General features: G+C 50.4%; 14 protein-coding genes. 4 read left to right on the top strand and 10 right to left on the bottom strand.

The features are described 5' to 3' along the window. Positions 1-7: 7 nt before the first annotated feature. Genes D4L85_RS17190 through D4L85_RS17175 form a run of 4 tightly spaced genes read right to left on the bottom strand, consistent with a single transcriptional unit; the run spans position 8 to position 2,760 of the window. Entirely contained in the window at positions 8-1,228 is a 1,221-nt protein-coding gene (locus tag D4L85_RS17190) for an NADH-quinone oxidoreductase subunit D (protein WP_119755460.1), read from the bottom strand. A gap of 5 nt (positions 1,229-1,233) precedes the next feature. After that, complete coding sequence (locus D4L85_RS17185; protein ID WP_119755459.1) at positions 1,234-1,719, bottom strand: NADH-quinone oxidoreductase subunit C; 486 nt, start codon at positions 1,717-1,719, stop codon at positions 1,234-1,236. Beyond that, positions 1,706-2,242: an NADH-quinone oxidoreductase subunit B gene (locus D4L85_RS17180; RefSeq protein ID WP_119755458.1), complete on the bottom strand. Its 537-nt coding sequence runs from the start codon at positions 2,240-2,242 to the stop codon at positions 1,706-1,708. The genes D4L85_RS17185 and D4L85_RS17180 overlap by 14 nt, the downstream gene beginning before the upstream one ends. An 8-nt stretch (positions 2,243-2,250) precedes the next feature. Beyond that, the gene (locus D4L85_RS17175; protein WP_119755457.1) at positions 2,251-2,760 is read right to left on the bottom strand and encodes an NADH-quinone oxidoreductase subunit A; all 510 of its coding nucleotides are present in this window, start codon (positions 2,758-2,760) and stop codon (positions 2,251-2,253) included. A gap of 433 nt (positions 2,761-3,193) precedes the next feature. Here D4L85_RS17175 and D4L85_RS17170 point away from each other — a divergent pair, with 433 nt between their 5' ends. Together D4L85_RS17170 and D4L85_RS35215 are read left to right on the top strand one after the other, a co-directional pair. After that, complete coding sequence (locus tag D4L85_RS17170; RefSeq protein ID WP_160143798.1) at positions 3,194-4,423, top strand: DUF2314 domain-containing protein; 1,230 nt, start codon at positions 3,194-3,196, stop codon at positions 4,421-4,423. Between the two features lie 400 nt (positions 4,424-4,823). Continuing rightward, positions 4,824-5,000, top strand: a complete 177-nt coding sequence (locus tag D4L85_RS35215; protein ID WP_228450929.1) for a hypothetical protein — start codon at positions 4,824-4,826, stop codon at positions 4,998-5,000. 154 nt (positions 5,001-5,154) lie between these two features. Here D4L85_RS35215 and D4L85_RS17160 read toward each other — a convergent pair whose 3' ends face one another. The 6 genes from D4L85_RS17160 to D4L85_RS17135 all read right to left on the bottom strand — a co-directional run bounded on the left by D4L85_RS17160 (position 5,155) and on the right by D4L85_RS17135 (position 12,416). Further along, entirely contained in the window at positions 5,155-5,529 is a 375-nt protein-coding gene (locus tag D4L85_RS17160; RefSeq protein WP_160143797.1) for a SnoaL-like domain-containing protein, read from the bottom strand. Positions 5,530-5,705: 176 nt separating this feature from the next. Next, positions 5,706-7,430 carry a hypothetical protein gene (locus D4L85_RS17155; protein ID WP_119755453.1) on the bottom strand — a complete coding sequence of 575 codons (1,725 nt, stop codon included), beginning with the start codon at positions 7,428-7,430 and terminating at the stop codon, positions 5,706-5,708. Next, complete coding sequence (locus D4L85_RS17150) at positions 7,420-9,957, bottom strand: ribosomal protein L7/L12 (RefSeq protein WP_119755452.1); 2,538 nt, start codon at positions 9,955-9,957, stop codon at positions 7,420-7,422. Before D4L85_RS17150 ends, D4L85_RS17155 begins: the two co-directional genes overlap by 11 nt. Continuing rightward, on the bottom strand, positions 9,950-10,696 hold the full coding sequence (locus D4L85_RS17145; RefSeq protein WP_119755451.1) for a hypothetical protein: 747 nt from the start codon (positions 10,694-10,696) through the stop codon (positions 9,950-9,952). The genes D4L85_RS17150 and D4L85_RS17145 overlap by 8 nt, the downstream gene beginning before the upstream one ends. Continuing rightward, positions 10,669-11,796: an AAA family ATPase gene (locus tag D4L85_RS17140; protein ID WP_119755450.1), complete on the bottom strand. Its 1,128-nt coding sequence runs from the start codon at positions 11,794-11,796 to the stop codon at positions 10,669-10,671. Before D4L85_RS17140 ends, D4L85_RS17145 begins: the two co-directional genes overlap by 28 nt. After that, on the bottom strand, positions 11,793-12,416 hold the full coding sequence (locus D4L85_RS17135) for a hypothetical protein (protein WP_160143796.1): 624 nt from the start codon (positions 12,414-12,416) through the stop codon (positions 11,793-11,795). The genes D4L85_RS17140 and D4L85_RS17135 overlap by 4 nt, the downstream gene beginning before the upstream one ends. Positions 12,417-12,869: 453 nt before the next feature. On the opposite strand from D4L85_RS17135, the gene D4L85_RS17130 reads away from it, so the two are divergent. Both D4L85_RS17130 and D4L85_RS17125 read left to right on the top strand, forming a co-directional pair. After that, complete coding sequence (locus D4L85_RS17130; RefSeq protein ID WP_160143795.1) at positions 12,870-14,441, top strand: sensor histidine kinase; 1,572 nt, start codon at positions 12,870-12,872, stop codon at positions 14,439-14,441. Positions 14,442-14,597: 156 nt separating this feature from the next. Beyond that, the gene (locus D4L85_RS17125; RefSeq protein WP_119755447.1) at positions 14,598-16,958 is read left to right on the top strand and encodes an ABC transporter permease; all 2,361 of its coding nucleotides are present in this window, start codon (positions 14,598-14,600) and stop codon (positions 16,956-16,958) included. Positions 16,959-16,991: the final 33 nt, after the last annotated feature.

Here is a 16,991-nt window from a genome sequence, read left to right as displayed (position 1 = left end):
CGTTTTTTTATCGGTCCACTTCCCCCATCACCACATCAATGGAGCCGATGATGGCGATGAGGTCGGCTATTAAAATTCCTTTGGCAATTTCGGGAAGGATGCTCAGGTTCACAAAGCTGCATGAACGGCACTTACACCGCAAGGCGATGTCGTTCCGGCCATCGGCGCGAAAGAAAAATCCCAGCTCGCCTTTGGGGATCTCCGACCGCACATAGAGGTCTTGTGCTTTGGGACGGATCTTTTTAGGCACCAACGCTTGCGGGTCGAAGTCACGCGTGCGCTTGTGTTCGCCGGTGAGCTTGATCACACATTGCTCCAGGATCTTCAGCGATTCGTGAATTTCCTGCACGCGCACGTTGGTGCGATCCCAGCAATCGCCCACGGTGCCCATCTTGCCTTCGCCGATCGGCACATCAAAATCCAATTCCGGGTAAACCGAGTAGCCGTCAACGCGACGGAGATCGAAACGAAGACCCGAGGCACGTAGCATCGGGCCGGTGACGCCACCGTTGATGGCTAAGTCGAGTGGAAGCACGCCCACATTGGCGGTGCGTTGAACGAAGATCTTGTTTTGCAATAGCACGGTGTCCAACTCGACTAGCTTGGGACGGATGTAGGCGATGAATTGCTGGCAGCGTTCTTCGAAGCCAATGGGCAAATCGTAGAACAATCCCCCAATCCAAATATAGTTGTAGAGTAAACGGGCACCCGAAGCCCACTCGAGCATGCGCAAAATATGTTCGCGGTCGCGCATGAGCCAGAAGAACGGTGTGAACGCACCGATGTCCATGCCATAGGTGCCGATGGCGATGAAGTGTGACGCGATGCGGTTCAGCTCGGCCACCATCACGCGCACATACTCCACGCGTTTGGGTATCTGATGCTCGATGCCCAACATGCGCTCCACGCCCATGGCATAGGCATGCTCGCTGTTCATGGAAGCCACATAGTCGAGACGGTCAACAAAGGGGATGACCTGGTTGTAGGGCAAATTCTCTGCGTGCTTCTCGAAGCAACGGTGCAGGTAGCCGATGTGCGGAACGACCTCTTTTACGATCTCCCCTTCCATCAACACTTCCAAGCGGAGCACGCCGTGGGTCGAGGGATGTTGCGGCCCCAGGTTCACGATCATTTCTTCTGAACGCAGTTGTGCTGCGTCGAACTTATAAGGAACCGAACGCGTGAGGTTGTCGGGGTGCGATTTGTATTGGATGTGGTCGGTAGGCATGGCGGCTAGTAGGCTACTTTGATGTCGCGGTAATAGCCCTGGTGCGTGTAGTCTTTGCGCAAGGGGTGGCCTTCCCAGTCTTCGGGCATCAAGATCCTTCGCAGGTCGGGATGACCGGTGAAATGGATGCCGTACATATCGAATATTTCGCGCTCCTGCCAGGTAGCCGTTTTCCAAAGATTGCTCAGGGATGGCACTTCAGGCTTTTCGCGCGACACCTTTACTTTCAACATCAGGTGGGTGTGAAACGGTATCGAGTAGAGATTATACGCCACCTCCATGGTATTCGCGGCCGGCCCGTTGTCGATGCCCGTCACGCAGGAGAGCATGTCGAAGTAGGTTTCGGGTGACGCGAACAGTTGCTGCGCCACCGCCACAAGATCTTCCGCCGCCACCACGATGGCTTTGGGTGACGCATTCTCGTCCACCACCGGCGGGGTGTGCGTGCAGGCATTTTGCACGAGGGTTAGTATCGACTCAAAGGCTGGCATGTGTTTCTTCTTTCTTCAATAGTTTTTCGATGGCCGTGGGCGCCATCATGCTTTCGTTCCGGATCTTTTCCTGGAGTTTGAGAAAACCCCCGATGAGGGCTTCGGGACGCGGCGGGCAACCGGGCACATAAACATCCACCGGAATGATGCGGTCCACGCCCTTCACCACGTGATAGCCATGCTGCCAGTACGGCCCACCACAGTTGGCACACGAACCCATGGAGATGACATAGCGCGGCTCGGCCATTTGTTCGTAGAGACGCTTGATGCGGTCGGCCATTTTGAAGGTGACCGTGCCGGCGATGATCATGACGTCGGCCTGGCGTGGGCTGGAACGGGGCGCCATGCCAAAGCGGTCCATGTCGTAGACGGTGGTGCCCGTGCTCATGAACTCGATGGCACAACAGGCCAGCCCGAACGTCATCGGAAACATGGACGACAGCCGCGCCCAGTTGAGCAGGTCGTCGAGGCGGGTCACGATGACGCCGCCGTGTTCAAAGCGTTGATCCAGTAGTCCACCCATAGCGTTCGTTATCCGTTGCCTTGTTCAGGCTTCTGATGCGTTTTATATTTTTCGTTGATGTTGTCGTACAAACTTTTCGGCACCTGCGACTTGAAGTCGGTTGGTTCGGGATGCGGCTTGATCCAATCCAGATGACCGTTCACCCAGGCATAGGCCAATCCCAGCGCCAGCACACCGATGAAGACCAACATCTCTATCATGGAGAACCATCCCCAGGCGCCGTTTGTTGCCGCCTGCAGCTTTTTGTTGGCGAAAATGGTGGACCAGGGGAAGAGAAAAACGATCTCCACTTCGAACAGCAGGAAGATGAGCGCCACAACATAGAAGCGCAGGTTGAACTGTGACCAGGCGGAACTCACGGGCTCCTCCCCGCTTTCGTAGGTGGAAAGCTTTTCGGGGTTGGGGCGGTGGGGGCGTATGGCCTTGGAAATCAACAGGGTGACAAGGATGAAAAGGACACCCGCCAGGATGTAGAGGAGGATTTCGCCAAAGGCTGATAGATAGAGGGGGTGGTCCATGAGATCAAAGATAATACTTCGGGTTGCACCGTTAGATAGATGGGGAAAAAACATTGGTCCTGAACGTTTCGTGAGATAGAAAATCTTTGTAGGGAAATTTCTTTGGGCATTTCATAGCTCCGCTCCGGGGCCGCGGGGGCCCCGCATGTTTACATCAGAGCTTAACCCTATCCGCGCATGCCCCTGCCAGGCCAAAGATAGGCTTAGGCCCTGATGTAAACATGCTGGAAGAGGTGTGGGTGTGAGGGACGGGTGTGAGGCAGTTTGTAAAGGCTAATTCATATATTGGGGAATTAAAATTAAACCAACCCCCGCCATTGTGAGATATCGTTTTGCTTTCCTCATCCTTCTTTTTGGATGTTCGTTCCCTTCGAAAAATGAAAAAAAAGCTGCAACCCAAACTAGCGTTCTCAGCCCGTCCTTTGTGACGCACTTGGCGATCTACCTGTTGGAGAACGAGTCGATTACCGATGCCACCCTTTCAGACCAAGCGCGACAGTCTTTAAAATCTTTTCCGAGGACAGAGGCACCGTCAGCAGACTCTTTGTCCATTTTGAAAGACGGGTTTTATCTAACGCGGATCCAAAAGGGCGATGAGGAATTTATGAAACCCGACATTGAAAGTTGGCCCTCTTCGTTTTTCCAATTGACTGAAAAGGAACTCCAAGCATTTTCCCTTTCCGATAGAAACCTGGACCTCGTTTTCTTTGGAACAAGCAACGATGTCGTTGAGAAACAAAAACAGATTGCAGATTTCATTTATGCGCTAACCAAGGAAAAAAAGGTAGTCATCGCAGATCTCGTCTCGATCGAATTTTATAGTCCCACCACTTGGAAGACACGTCGTGTAGATGCTTTCCAGGATCAAACGATTGACATTACTGGCCATGTGACCATACACACCTATCGCGAAGGCGAATTTTGTCGCGCGGTGACGTTGGGCATGAGCAATTTTTGTTTGCCCGAAATCTCGATCAGGAATTTCCCTTGTTCGGATCAAATTTCGTATGGAAACCTTATCAATGCCGTTACACAGACGCTCGTGGAGAACCCTTTCATAAATGCGGATTCAACATTGCATGTCGAGCTAAAAAAAATCAAAAACAAAAAGATGCGGGATTTGCTTCTATCGGACATAAAAACCGATGCCCAATTGGCTACTTCCGTAAAATTGAAATGGGCATCTCCCGAGGAAGGCGATAACCCATTTATCCAACTGCTGATCGCCTTTGAAAATCCCAAATACTCCTCGCCACAGGAAGAAGCCAATCAACTCGTCGCCGATTTATTTGGCATGCAAGAATCGTACACGGTCGCCCAGCATGATGATGAATTGCTAGCGGCTAGTGAAAATGCAAAGAAACGGCTACCCGAGCTCAGGGCGTTGTTCAATAAGGGTCTGGATCCCGGATACTCGATCATGGTAAAGGCGCCGTTTGAAACACCCGATGGTGGGCACGAATGGATGTGGGTGGAGGTGACGCGTTGGAAGGGCGAGCAAATGGAGGGCGTTCTGCAGAATGATCCTTATGAAATTCCGGATTTAAAAGTTGGTGCTATTGTGATATTTAGTGAATTGGAAGTTTTTGATTACATGCTGAATAAACCGGATGGTACCTCGGAAGGGAATGAGACGGGGAAGATATTGGAAGGGAGAGAGTGAGAGGTTTGTCGTATTCCTTCTGTTCTTTCTCAGCGCTGAACGTTGTGTGGGATAGAGAAGCTTTGGATGTAAGTTCTTTCGGGCATTTCATAGCTCCGCTCCAGGGCCGCGGGGGCCCCGCATGTTTACATCAAGGCTTAACCCTATCCGCGCATGCCCCTGCCAGGCCAAAGATAGGCTTAGGCCCTGATGTAAACATGCTGGAAGAGGTGTGAGGGGCGGGTGTGGGTTTGATGGTCCGCTTTGTCATGAACACTGAACCCGGAAATTTTGCGAAAGACGACTTTACGTCCATTGCGCCTTTGCGGTGAAGAAAAAATCTGGTCCGCCTCATTAAAGCTTTCCTTCGTCCCTTCCGACACGGCTTGACAAGAAGCTATCGCGAAACCCGCTTTCGTCTATGCGTCAGATCATAGGCAACGATTCCCAGGACGGGGACGGCAACGACGATGATGGCCCAGCCGCGTTTGCGTTGACATTTGCTTGTTTTGAGGAGATCATTCAGGACAATCGAAGAAACGCAGCCATGCACAACGGCCGCCGCACTCAGCGCAAAACCTATCATACCACAGTTTAAAAAATTTGAAACTTCGGAAAACTAAATTTCAGAATTCAAGATTAACGGATGGCGAAAAAAAAGTTAATAAATCTTTATCTCTTAGGATATTTAAAAAAAAGCGCGGGTTTTCTAACCCGCGCCTGGCATTGAATACTTCGTAAAATCGTTTAACTCAAAAGAAGAACTGTTCCAAAACAATTTTTCCATCGCGCACCTCGTAGACGGCGATCTCGTCCATCTTCATCCGCGGCTGGCCTTTCACGGTCACGTCCATGCCCATTACACAAGAGAAGAAGTTGCCGGCCACCTGCGGTTTGTTGGTGTAGCCGCCGTGCATCTCTTCCACGATGGATTGCCATTGCTGGGCTTTCTCCTTCACCTGGCCAAGGCCTTCCACATTCTGCCAAGTGGACGTTGCCGGTTCAACGCTTTTCACACTTTCGTCGTACAGCTCGTCCTGGATCACATCGAATTTTCCTTCCTGGGCCAATTCGAAGAAGCGATCGGCAACCTCCTGGGTTGTCATTATTTTTTCTTGCGTTGTCATAAATATTGGGTTTTTATTTGGTCACGGAAGGTAGCTATAAACCGCGGTTAAACGGATGAAGTAATTGTTAATGTTACATCACTACCGCATTTTGGGGAAGATCTTTTGTCCAAAGATCCGTCGATTCGCATGGCGGTTGTCGCCGGTCAAGAACCCCTTATCGCAAGCGGCAAAATTCAGGTCTTTTTCGCGTTCAACTTAAACCGCAGCGTGTCCTTAAACAATTCTTTGTTTTCCGGGTTGAACTCATTTAGCCGCGACACAATGGAAGGATTGATCGCTATGTGTGTCGCTACTAGCTCGTAAGCCAGTTCCGTCAATGGCTCGCGCAGTTGCTTTTGTTTTTTGTACTCGTGCTGAAGCACCGTGAGAAAAGATTCCCGGTTTTGGTCGGTCACACTTTCAACGCTTACTGCCTTGATCTCTTTTTCCAATTGCTCTACGTCGTCGATGTTGGCGAAATAATTATTCAGGCAGTTGACCGCGTCCTTATTGCTGTCCCATCCCTTTCGCAACATGGATTGGCCCGCAGTGGGATCGTCCATTTTATGCTTATAAAACAACGAAGCTTTCACATATTGGTCCAGCTTCACAAAGTTGTCAGCCACTTTTTGATAGTGCACGAACGCCTCCGTGCGGTTGGATACGGTCATGTACAGGTCGCCTACCTTTTCGTGGTCAGACAACTCTTTATAGAGCTCGATGGCATCCATGGTCATGTTGCCTTTCTCGTAACACTGGGCCGCCCTCTGTTTATTGTTGCATTGTTTTAAAAAGATCGTCGCCGCCTCTGCATAGTACTTGCCGGCCTCCAGCGTCTCGGCGGCCTGGAGTGGATTCTTCAGCAGCTTCAAATAGACAAAGGCCGCTTTCTGATGTTCATTCTTTTTTACCAGTGCCTCGGCCGTTTCCCGGTATTGCTTTTGCAAGAGATGAAAGTGGTCGCCGATGCTTACCGTTCCACCGCCTCCCGATCTGTGATGATCCCCCGTGAGCGAAAAATCAAACCAGCGACGGGCAAAATCAAACCTGGCCGGCTCCTGGCTTCCCCGGCCCGCGCCGTGCTCGTCTAATGGAATGGCATATTTCAAGGCTTCCTCGGGATCATTCTTCAACATGTCCATGAGCCGCTCCACGTGTTTCTGATTTCGTTTTTCAAGATCCTCAAAGTCCATCAACAGCTTGTCAAACCTATTTTTTGAGGGGAAAAGTTTTTCCATGATGCCCGCAAGCCGGGAGCCCCAACTGGTCGGCTTAACGCTGGCGGGTGTATTACCCTCACCTTTGGTCTTTGTAAAGAGCGTCCTGTAAAATTGCAGCTTCAGTTTTTCAAAAAGTGACAGCGGCTTATTCTGCATGTTCTCCTTCTTCGGAAAAATATTCTCGGTCAAATTCTTCAATACCTCTTCCGGCGGTGGCGTTTGTATGTGGAAACTTCTGATCGTCTGCGGTATGAACGTTGATGGCGCTGGCTTCGTCACGATGACTTCCTGTTGCGTAAAGCCGGCAACCAGCGTATTGAAATCCACTTCTTCGGTTAGTTCGACCAATCCGAAATCAGGATGGATAATGTGCCTGCCAGAAGAAAACATTTTCTCCATCTCTCCCTCGGTCATCGCGGGAAAGAGCGCCGATTTCTCAGGGATAAAAAGATTCGGCGTCACGACTTGACAAAGCTCATGACGGCCTGCCTGCGTCTTGTCGAGCGGACCATTGGTTACGGCCAGGCACCCCCACAACACGTTCGGCGTCACGTTTGGAATGGGATAAACCTGGATATTCGTCAGCACCAATTGCAAGGCCTGAAGCGCTTTCACCCATGTGATCGCCGAAGCGCCCCGGATGAGTATCGCGCTTAAAGGATACGTGTTCTTATCGTAGGGGATGATCTTAAGCTCCATGATCGAGGATATTTTTTATAAAAGCAGCAATGTGTTGTCCAAAGAAGTCGGTGGTGCTGATCTTCTCCATCTTCGATTCAAGATGATGGATTCGCCTCACCTCTACTTCCGCTTGAATCTCTTCCAGTTTTTCTTTTATTTCCACGGCGCTTTGTTCCTTAAAATATACAGGCAATACGGCCGGCGTATTCTCGGCCAGCGTCTTGACCTCCTTCAAGCTCATCTCGGAATTCGCCCGTATCGTTTTTATCGTGGCCAGTAGTTGAGGACCTGCATTTTGAAGCACAATTTCAAAAAGGGGTTCTTTGTAGTAGAATTCGTTGCCTGCGAAACGGTATAAAGTTGCCACGCCTAGAGGTGAATCGATCAAAGAAGGAACGTAAACCGCCGGTATGGCGATGGTGCTGCTTTTAAGGGTTATCAGGCCTAAACGATTTACTTCGACCAGACTACCGTCGGGAAACTCAAACGCAACATCGCTAATCCTCCGCGCATTGATCTTTACAGCCCGATCGGACGATTGTAAAAATCGGATGCTTTTATCGGTAGCCTCCAACATTAGCGCATGTTTGTTGAAAATCAGCTGACCAGCCGAATTAATAAACACCTGGTGGATATTTTTGAAGACCCCCGTATTAAAGGTGTATTTGTTGGCTACTGCCGCAAGCTCATCGGCACGGGCTTTAAATTTGGCTATTTCCCAGGTTGTTATTGCGTCTACTTTCCCGTCGAGGGTTATTGTCCAGGCACCGCCGGGATGATAGTGGACAAACTTGCCAGTCTCAAAGATAAACGAATGAGTGCCGTTGGATCGCCATTGATCAAAGGTAAGGCGCTGCTTTTCGCCAGTGGAAATGTTTACCAATAAAACTTCGCGCGTGTTGGCATTGAACAGGAGGAACACATACTCGCCTTTTTCTGAAAGGCCGACTTCGGCAATGTTGGTGTTGAAAGGTAGATTTTCAAAGACCAGGTCCCAGCCCACGGCATGTTTCTCCTTTGTTTTATCGTAGAACCGGAAGATGGCCTTATTGCCGCTTACCTGAAAGATCTGTCCGTTGGGCGCAACGAGTACTTTTTTTGCATGGCCCGCATCGCGAATCAAAATAGGATAGATCCCAACGGTCGATTTTGTCTCCTTGATGGCTGAGCGCGATACCTTCTTTGGCTTTTCCTTCTTCCAAAGGGTATCCAGTGGAAGCTTGATGTGCTGAAGATGCTTCTTGCTATTTTTATGCCGTTTATACACATCGATGTTTCCCTCTACATCGGTGAGCACCTGGTAGTGGATATGCTGATGGTTTTCGGTCATGGTCTTCAGCAACGCCCCTTGCTTTAGGGTGGACGCCTCGGTGATAAAGAACACCTCTTTGTTTTTATCTTTCCCATGGTCGTTGAAAAACGCCGCCAGACCACCGCTGCAATGCAACGTGCCGGCAACGATGTCCATGGCATCAATGATGGTATGCATGTTTTCGAACGATACGGGGTAGTACTTTTCTGCCCCTAGCACAAACGCCTGGCAGTCGATGTCGGTCTTCGGATGTTTGGCAATGGCCAACAGGGTGGCAAACGCCATGGCTTTGGGTGTGCCCCAGCATTTCATGGAGGCATCGATCAGGATGATGCGGTGCAGGTCGTTGTGGGCCGGTGGTATTTCGCGGTGGATGTAGAGCGCTTCGTTGTTGGCCAGCCGCGACATAAAGAAAAGATCGTCGTTAGCAAACTCGGAAACCAGAAGCTTGTCGAAATCACCCTTGTTGGTAAGGTCCGATATACCCCCCAGCGGTTGCGCGCTGGGCAATGCGCTGTGCACGGGAATGTTGAGGCCGCCCCAAAGCCAACGCACAAGCGAACCGACGGTAAAGGTCGTCGAGTTGGCTATGAGTTGATCGATCAGGTCGAGGTCGGGCTGGGCTGACGAATTTTCGCCGGGTGTATGATCAAAATCAATTTCAATTTGATCTTTATCCGGGAGACCACCGATCGCCTTGATGATCAAATCAACCGAATTAAAACGGGAGTCCATCAAGGCGATTATTTTTAATTCTCTTGTATCTCCCGCGACTCTTTCCACCGGACTATCCAACGGTAGGCTTCCGGATTTCAGAAACTCATACGCAGCTTTTGAATCTTTAATAGAATTGATATTGTGACAGCCTTTGAAAAGCACTTGCAGGAGCAGCGCTCTTTTATCGCCTTGTTTGTATTCCTGCGGCATCGTCGCCAACCGCTTTAGAAAGATCATGGCTTTTGCCAGCACAACATCGTCTGTCGTTTCCATGAAACGGGTTATTCTTACATACACGGCATCCAACGCCGCATCGGCGTTAGCGTTAGTGGCGATGATGGCCAGAAGAAGCGATCCAAAGGGAGGCAGGCCTTGGGGAGCAAGTCGCTCTAAAATTTCGACCACTTGGTTTTTGTAGGCTATCGTGGCTTCATCCGGAATAGCAATAACTTCCCCATTGTCCTCCCATTGCCAGAAGTAATTCTTGTACGATCTAAAGTAATTATAGCTATCCATTGGGAAGCGAAAGAGATTGACGCGTTAACCGATAAGCACTCCGCGACAGTGGCATCAAACTCTCCTTGAGAATGCTCACATAGGAGCTGTCTTTGCTCCACAACACCCAGCGGTCTCTCCCCGGGTTGATCTTTTTCTGCAACGTGTCGGCCAACAGAAAAAGTTCGAGGTCCTGGCCCGTGGGGATCAGGAAATCTTTTCGTTGCCAGAAGGTTTCGCCTGGAATGGGCAACAACGGTTTCCCCAGTAACAAAGCTTTTGTGTTGTCGAGGATTGCCCATCGTATCTTTTGGAGCCTGACGGCGGGCGCCGTCTGCAAGTAGTGCTCCAGCACGTCGAGCGTTACCAGCATCGCGGCAGTTTCGGCTTCGGTTTCGCGGGGCACAAAACGGATGTCCATTTTTTCATGGATGCCGAAGTAATTGTGGTTGAACGCAGGGAGCTTCACGGGCAAAGCCCTGTCGATGGCCGTCCACAATAACGAAGGAGCAGACCTTTCGGGCAGGCGGCTGTCGAGGAAAAAAAGTTTGTTGTCACGTTCATAAAACAGATCCTTGAACGGGATCGACTTCACCTCCACCGAATGGATCTGGGCATAGTCAAAGTCCCTCACCCAGATCGTATGCTCATCAAAGCCAACCTTCAGGTTGTTCCATTGACGGATGCGGGCGAGGTCGTCTTTGTTCCCGGCGGCGATCGCCAGATAATATCTTATGCTGTTTGCAGCATCCGGTGCCATAGCTGTTCGATTTCCGTCTCGATGTGTTGCTTGTGCTCGTTTTTCTTTATCCAATTGCACCGCGTTTGCACATAGCGCAGTTTATCCTTCACCACGTTCTGTTCCTCGAACGACAAATTTCCGCCGTCCCAGCGGCTGGCTAACAGCTGCACTTCTTTCATGAGTTCTTCTGCATTGGGCATCTTGTTGTAGCGGGCTTGGGGGTGCGCTTGCGAGGAAGTATCCTTTTCGATGATGGAATCGATGATCCCCGCCAGGATCTCGATCTGTTCTTCGCTATCCCAAATGTACTTGAGCACCCACAAGTCGGAAGGGATGGCTTCGGTCCGGTTGCAGATGAGCGCGCTGGCCGCCAGCAGGTTTTGGATCTTCACTGCACGCCGGTCAGACACCTTTATTCCCGTGTTCCTGAGATTGTGCACCAGGTCGACAAACTGTTTGCGTATGGGCGTCAGGTCTACTTTTTTGCTTTGCTGCTGTAGCTCGATAATATCATTGGGTGTGATGGCCGGTTTTTCGGTTGATCTATTTTCCAGTTTCCAGCCGGCGAGCAATACTTCCTCCAAGAGGTCGGTGTCCACATAGTCGCAGCGGATGCGAACGAGGAAGCGGTCGAGCAAGGCGTTCAGCGCTTCGTCTTCGGGGAGCTGGTTGCTGGCACCCACAAACATGAGGGCCGGCAGCTTGCGCGTTTCCTTGCCCCGGCGGAAGATCCGCTCGTTGAGGGCCATGAGCAGGCTATTGAGAATGGCGCTGTTAGCGTTGAAGATCTCGTCCAGGAAGACCATAGAGGCTTCGGGCATCATGCCGTCCGTGTTCGTGACCAGGTCACCCTCTTTCAGCTTTCGGATGTCGAACGGACCAAAGATCTCGTTGGGCTCGGTGAAGCGTGTGAGCAGGTATTCAAAATTTTTTCCTCCATCAATGCAACCGGAGAGCTCACGGATGATGGCACTTTTGGCCGTGCCCGGGGGACCTAGCAAGAACGCATTCTCTTTGGCAATGAGGCTAATGCCCAGCAAGTCGACGATCTCATTCTTTCCAACAAAGGAATCTTTTACAAATTGTAATACATGGTTAAGCTTATCGATGGCATTCATGCAAGCGAGGATAAAGTATCGGTTCTAAATTCATTCCAAAATTCTGGTCCATACATACCCATCTGGGCGGCAATGGCCTCTCTGAAAACGGGATGTTGCGCCAGAAGCAGTTTCCGGTGGTCAACAATCCGTTGACAATACAATTGATGCAGACACACATCGGCCACCACCGGCGCAAAGTCCGGCTGATCGACGGCGAGGTTATGACGCACGGCGGAGAAATGCCATTGCTTCAGGATCGATTCCAGCAACGGAATGAGCGGGTCGTTGGTATCGATTATTTTCAATTGCACGATCATATCCGGCAAGAAACGCAGACATAGATCGGCCGACAAAATAGCCGCAGCATCGGGTGTGAAAGAAAAAGTAGGCAAGAGTGACGGGACATCCTTTTCTTCGTGCTTCCTGTATAAGATCAATTGCGCAGCAACATAAACCGTTTGGGCGGCCCATCGCGCAGCATGGGGATGGAACGATGGCGTTGTGTGGGGATGGTCGAGGGATTCGCGTTCGTATTCTTCCTTCAAAAAGGCCACGACATCCTCCGCTTCGGCTGATGAGATCTCGAGAATGTCGTTGTACAATACGACGCCTTCCTGTCGGCGAAGGGTCTGAATCATTTTCAGGAAACAGCTATCGGGTGGGCTCTGCATGGCTTCGCAATATCCAACGCACAAACTACCGGGACAAGTGAATTGGTGGTAAAAACTTACTTGAAAATATAGACGTCCCCATCCATAGCGCCATCTCTAAGATAGAAGGGAAGGTCTGTTCGCAATCGTTTTATGCCGGCCGGATGTCCGCTTATAATCCGCTATTTTGCCGGCGATTCCTTCATCGAAAATCGATGAAACGGGCCAAAAAATCAGTATTTTACATTCTACAGCCCCATTGCACGTGGCTGGAGCCCCAAGAATACAACCTATTGACAAAAAATGAGCGACTCGGAGAACCTGGACAGGAGATTAGGAGTGTCTTCTAGAAATACACTGTCGGGTATTTTAAAAAAACTATACGACTGGATTGTTCCCCCGGAGGTGACTAGCGAGGAAGTTTCAAGAAAGGCTAAACTCATGGCGAAGATTGTTCTCTCCATGGTCGCCACCAATACGATTGGCTTTGTCGCCGCCCTGTTTGAACCCAAGAATACGTTAAGCGTAACCGTCGCATTCTATGGGTTGGTTTACGCTGCCCTTATTGTCTTCGTGGTTGTTCTACGGCACGGAAAAATCAAGCTCGCGGGCTGGTCTTTGACCATCTTCATGTGGTGCATCATTGCATTTGCAACTCTTTTCTTTGGCGGGCTTCGGAGTCAGGTTCCCGTAGTGTTTGTAGTCGTCATCATGTTTATGGGAAGTTTTCTAGGGGGTCGTTCGGCGCTCATCCTTGCCTTGATGACGATTGTTTTCTTGGGCATCGTTGCGTTCCTGGAGTTCAACAACCTGATGCCCGTGCAGCTTGGCCCGGAATACTCCCCGCTAAATGCTTGGGGTGGTCTCTGCGTCGCACTTTTGCTGATGTCTTTATTCCTTCACAACTCCCTTGCCTCGATCAAGGAAAGCGAAGAGCGGTACCAGTTGGCCGTCCGAGGTTCGGCCGCAGGACTTTGGGACTGGGACATAAAGACCAACGAGGTCTACTACGGCCGGGGCCTCAAAGAAATGCTGGGATATGCACCCACTGAATTTCCTTATAACTCCGCCACCTTCAATAACGCCATTCACCCGGAAGACCTTCTCCTGATTAAAGAGTCGCTCGACAAGCACTTTATCTCGCCGGAGAATCGCTATGATGTTGAATTCAGACTGCGCGTTAAGGGTGGCGACTACCGCTGGTTTCATTCCCAGGGCGAAGCCGTGCGGGACAAACACGGCAAGCCCTACCGCATGGTGGGATCCATTACCGACATCACAAAACGAAAACTCGCCGAGGAATCCATCACGCAAAAAAACGAAGAGCTTGTAAAAATAAATCAGGAACTGGATCGCTTTGTCTATAGCGCCTCGCACGACCTGCGTGCTCCCATCACTTCGCTGTTGGGTCTGATTGAAGTGGCCCGGCTGGAAGACGACGTGTCTTCCATTAAAAAACTGTTGACCATGCAAGAGCGAAGCCTTATCAAGCTCGACAGTTTCATTTACGACATCGTGAGCTACTCGCGCAACAACCGCGTGGAGATCGAAATAGAGAAGATCGACTTTCAGTCCTTGCTAGACAATATCTACGATTTATTCCACCACATGGAACCCGCCAAGGGCATCCGGAAAGAAACGGAGATCGATCCTGGCCTTTCTTTTTATAGCGACAAGAAACGGATCTATGTCGTGCTCAACAACCTGATCTCGAATGCCATCAAGTACTGTGACCTTTCAAAACCGGATTCCTTTATTAAAATACGGATTGAAAATTCCGGAAATGGTGTCACCCTTCGTGTGATCGACAATGGTGAAGGTATAGAGGCGGAGTTCATCCCGAAAATTTTCGATATGTTCTATCGCGCCTCCGAACGCAGCGGTGGGTCAGGTATTGGTTTGTATATCGTCAAAGAAGTTGTGCAGAAACTTCAGGGAACGATCGAAGTGAGTTCGCAGAAATACCAGGGTAGCGAATTTATTGTGCGGTTGCCGGATATGAAGGGGCGATGACCGGGTAGAAGTTTCCGCGGCGCTGCCCGATATTGAACAAAAATTCTCAATTGCGCACTGACATGAAGTGCCTCATCACGAACCCAGGCTCTCCAGCGCGAACATTATGGCATTCCCTTTGGTACGACTGGTGCGTTGCCTAACAACTTTCTGCCTATGCTTACCAATTATCTGAAAATTGCCATCCGCTCCCTGCTCCATAATAAAATCTATTCGTTCATCAATATTATCGGGCTTTCCATTGGTATGACGGCGAGCATTCTGATCTTGATTTTTGTGGTGCACGAATATCGCTACGACCGCTTTCATGAAAAGGGAGACCGGATCTTCCGCGCCGAAAAACAGTTTTCGCGCGATGGGCGCTACAGCCTCTACGCCAACCCCGAGTTTGGGCCCACGATGATGCAAACCGATCCCAAAGTGATCAATTATGTGCGCACCTATTCCATGGGACGGAAAGTGGTGAAGACCGACAATACACACAAGTTTTTTGAGGACCGCTTCCTGTTCGCAGACACTTCCTTCTTCAGCATCTTCTCCTTTCCGCTCATCCAAGGCCAACGAAGCGCTCTTGCTCGTCCGCTCACCGTGATCATTACCGAGCAGACCGCATCCCGTTATTTCGGAAATGCCAACCCCATCGGCAAATTCATCACGCTCGATGCGAACTATACGTTCGAGGTCACTGGTGTCGCCAAGAACCCGCCCTCCCACTCGTCGGTCCAGTTTGATTTTATAGCCTCCTATCCATCGTTGTTAACCATGCCCAACGAGCGAAACATTATCCTGAACAATTCATCCGGGTTCCCCACCTATCTCCTCCTGGCCGATGCCAATGCCATCGCTGGTGTGCGTCAATCGATTCTTAAAACAACGTATACGAACGACCACATCACCTATTCGCTTCAACCCCTTTTTGCCAATCACTTTAATCTGAATTTTGGCGACGTCGCCAACACGCGCTATGTTTTTATTTTCCTTTGTGTCGCCCTGCTCATCCTGGCCTTGGCACTGATCAACTACATGAACCTTACCACGGCACGGGCCACGGTGCGCGCCAAGGAGATCGGTGTACGGAAGGTGATCGGGGCGAGTCGGAAAACGCTGTCGTTTCAATTTTATCTGGAGTCGGCGCTCACCACCGTCGTTGCCTTTGTGCTGGCCATTGCTTTGATCCAGATATTCAAACCCATCTTCCTAAATGTCCTGCAACAAAATATAGATACAACTTTCCTCACTTCGCCGGTATTCCTGAGTGTAGTGGCCGGGTTACTTTTTGTCTGCGTCCTCTTGGCGGGCAGCTACCCGGCACTTGTGCTTCCTCAGTTCAAACCCGTTGAAGTGCTGAATGGAAAGTTCAGCAGTGCCAACCAAGGTTCGGGGATAAGAAAGCTGCTCACCATATTCCAGTTCACGGTCTCTATAGCACTGGCCATCTGCACGCTGGTGATGAACCACCAACTTCAATACCTGCAATCGAAAAGCACAGGCCTTGAACGCGACCAGGTAATGGTCATACCTGTAGAGCAGTTCTCCAACGCCGGTTTAACAGGGTTGAAAAATGATCTTCAACGACAGACCGGAGTGGAGGGACTGGCGATGGCCTCGGTTCCCCTCTATCGCTCAACCCTGCCGGGACTCTCGATGGTGACCTCACCCGCTTCCCAAGAAAAAGTCGGATTGAAATGGATCATGGCCGATGAAAGTTTCTTTGCCGTGTTGGGCATCACGTGGCACCAAAAACCGGAAACAACAAAGCTCGAAGGAAATCACGTCATCAATCAATCCGCAGCGGAGGCCCTCGGCATGGTGAACCTCTCCGGTGGCGATGACCTAACGATGGGTGGAGATCATGTGCCAGCCGTAACCGGAAAAATCCTGGGCATGGTGAATGACTTCAACTATGAAACCCTGCGCTCGCCCATCCAACCCCTCATCGTTAGCGTGGTGGCCGACACCCTGCTGGCAAAAAACGAAAGTCCATCCTTATACCTGCGCATCGACACCCACAGCGCGCTGCCTGATAAAATCGCGGCCATCAAAAAATCATACGAAACCTATGCCAACGACACTCCCTTTACCTACTATTTCCTGGACGACGCGTTCAACGATTTGCAGAAAGGTGAGACCCGTCTGAGTAAAATATTCACGGTGTTCACGGGCATATCGCTTTGCATTGCTTGTCTGGGACTTTTTGGATTAGTGACGTTCTCGGCGGAAAACAGGACAAAGGAAATAAGCATCCGGAAAGTGTTGGGCGCTTCGATGGCCAACATTCTGATGCTGCTCTCATCCGAACTCATCCTACTGTTGTTGCTGAGCATTGCCATCGGTGTGCCGGTCGCTTGGTTTTCGATGAAAGATTGGCTTAGCCAGTTTTATTATCAGACCTCTATTCCGTTGTCGTCCTTCCTCGTACCGGGTGTCGCGGTGATCGTTATTTCGCTCCTGGTGATCTGGGCAAAAGCGATACGGGTGGCTTTGGAGGATCCGTCGAAGAATTTGAAAAGTGAATAGCGGTCGAAATTTCAAGTCGACAACATTGATTTC

Origin of the sequence: Chryseolinea soli, from assembly GCF_003589925.1 — a bacterium.
Lineage (GTDB): Bacteria > Bacteroidota > Bacteroidia > Cytophagales > Cyclobacteriaceae > Chryseolinea > Chryseolinea soli.
Note: the sequence above shows the minus strand (reverse complement) of the source record. Positions and strands in the feature narration are given on the sequence as shown.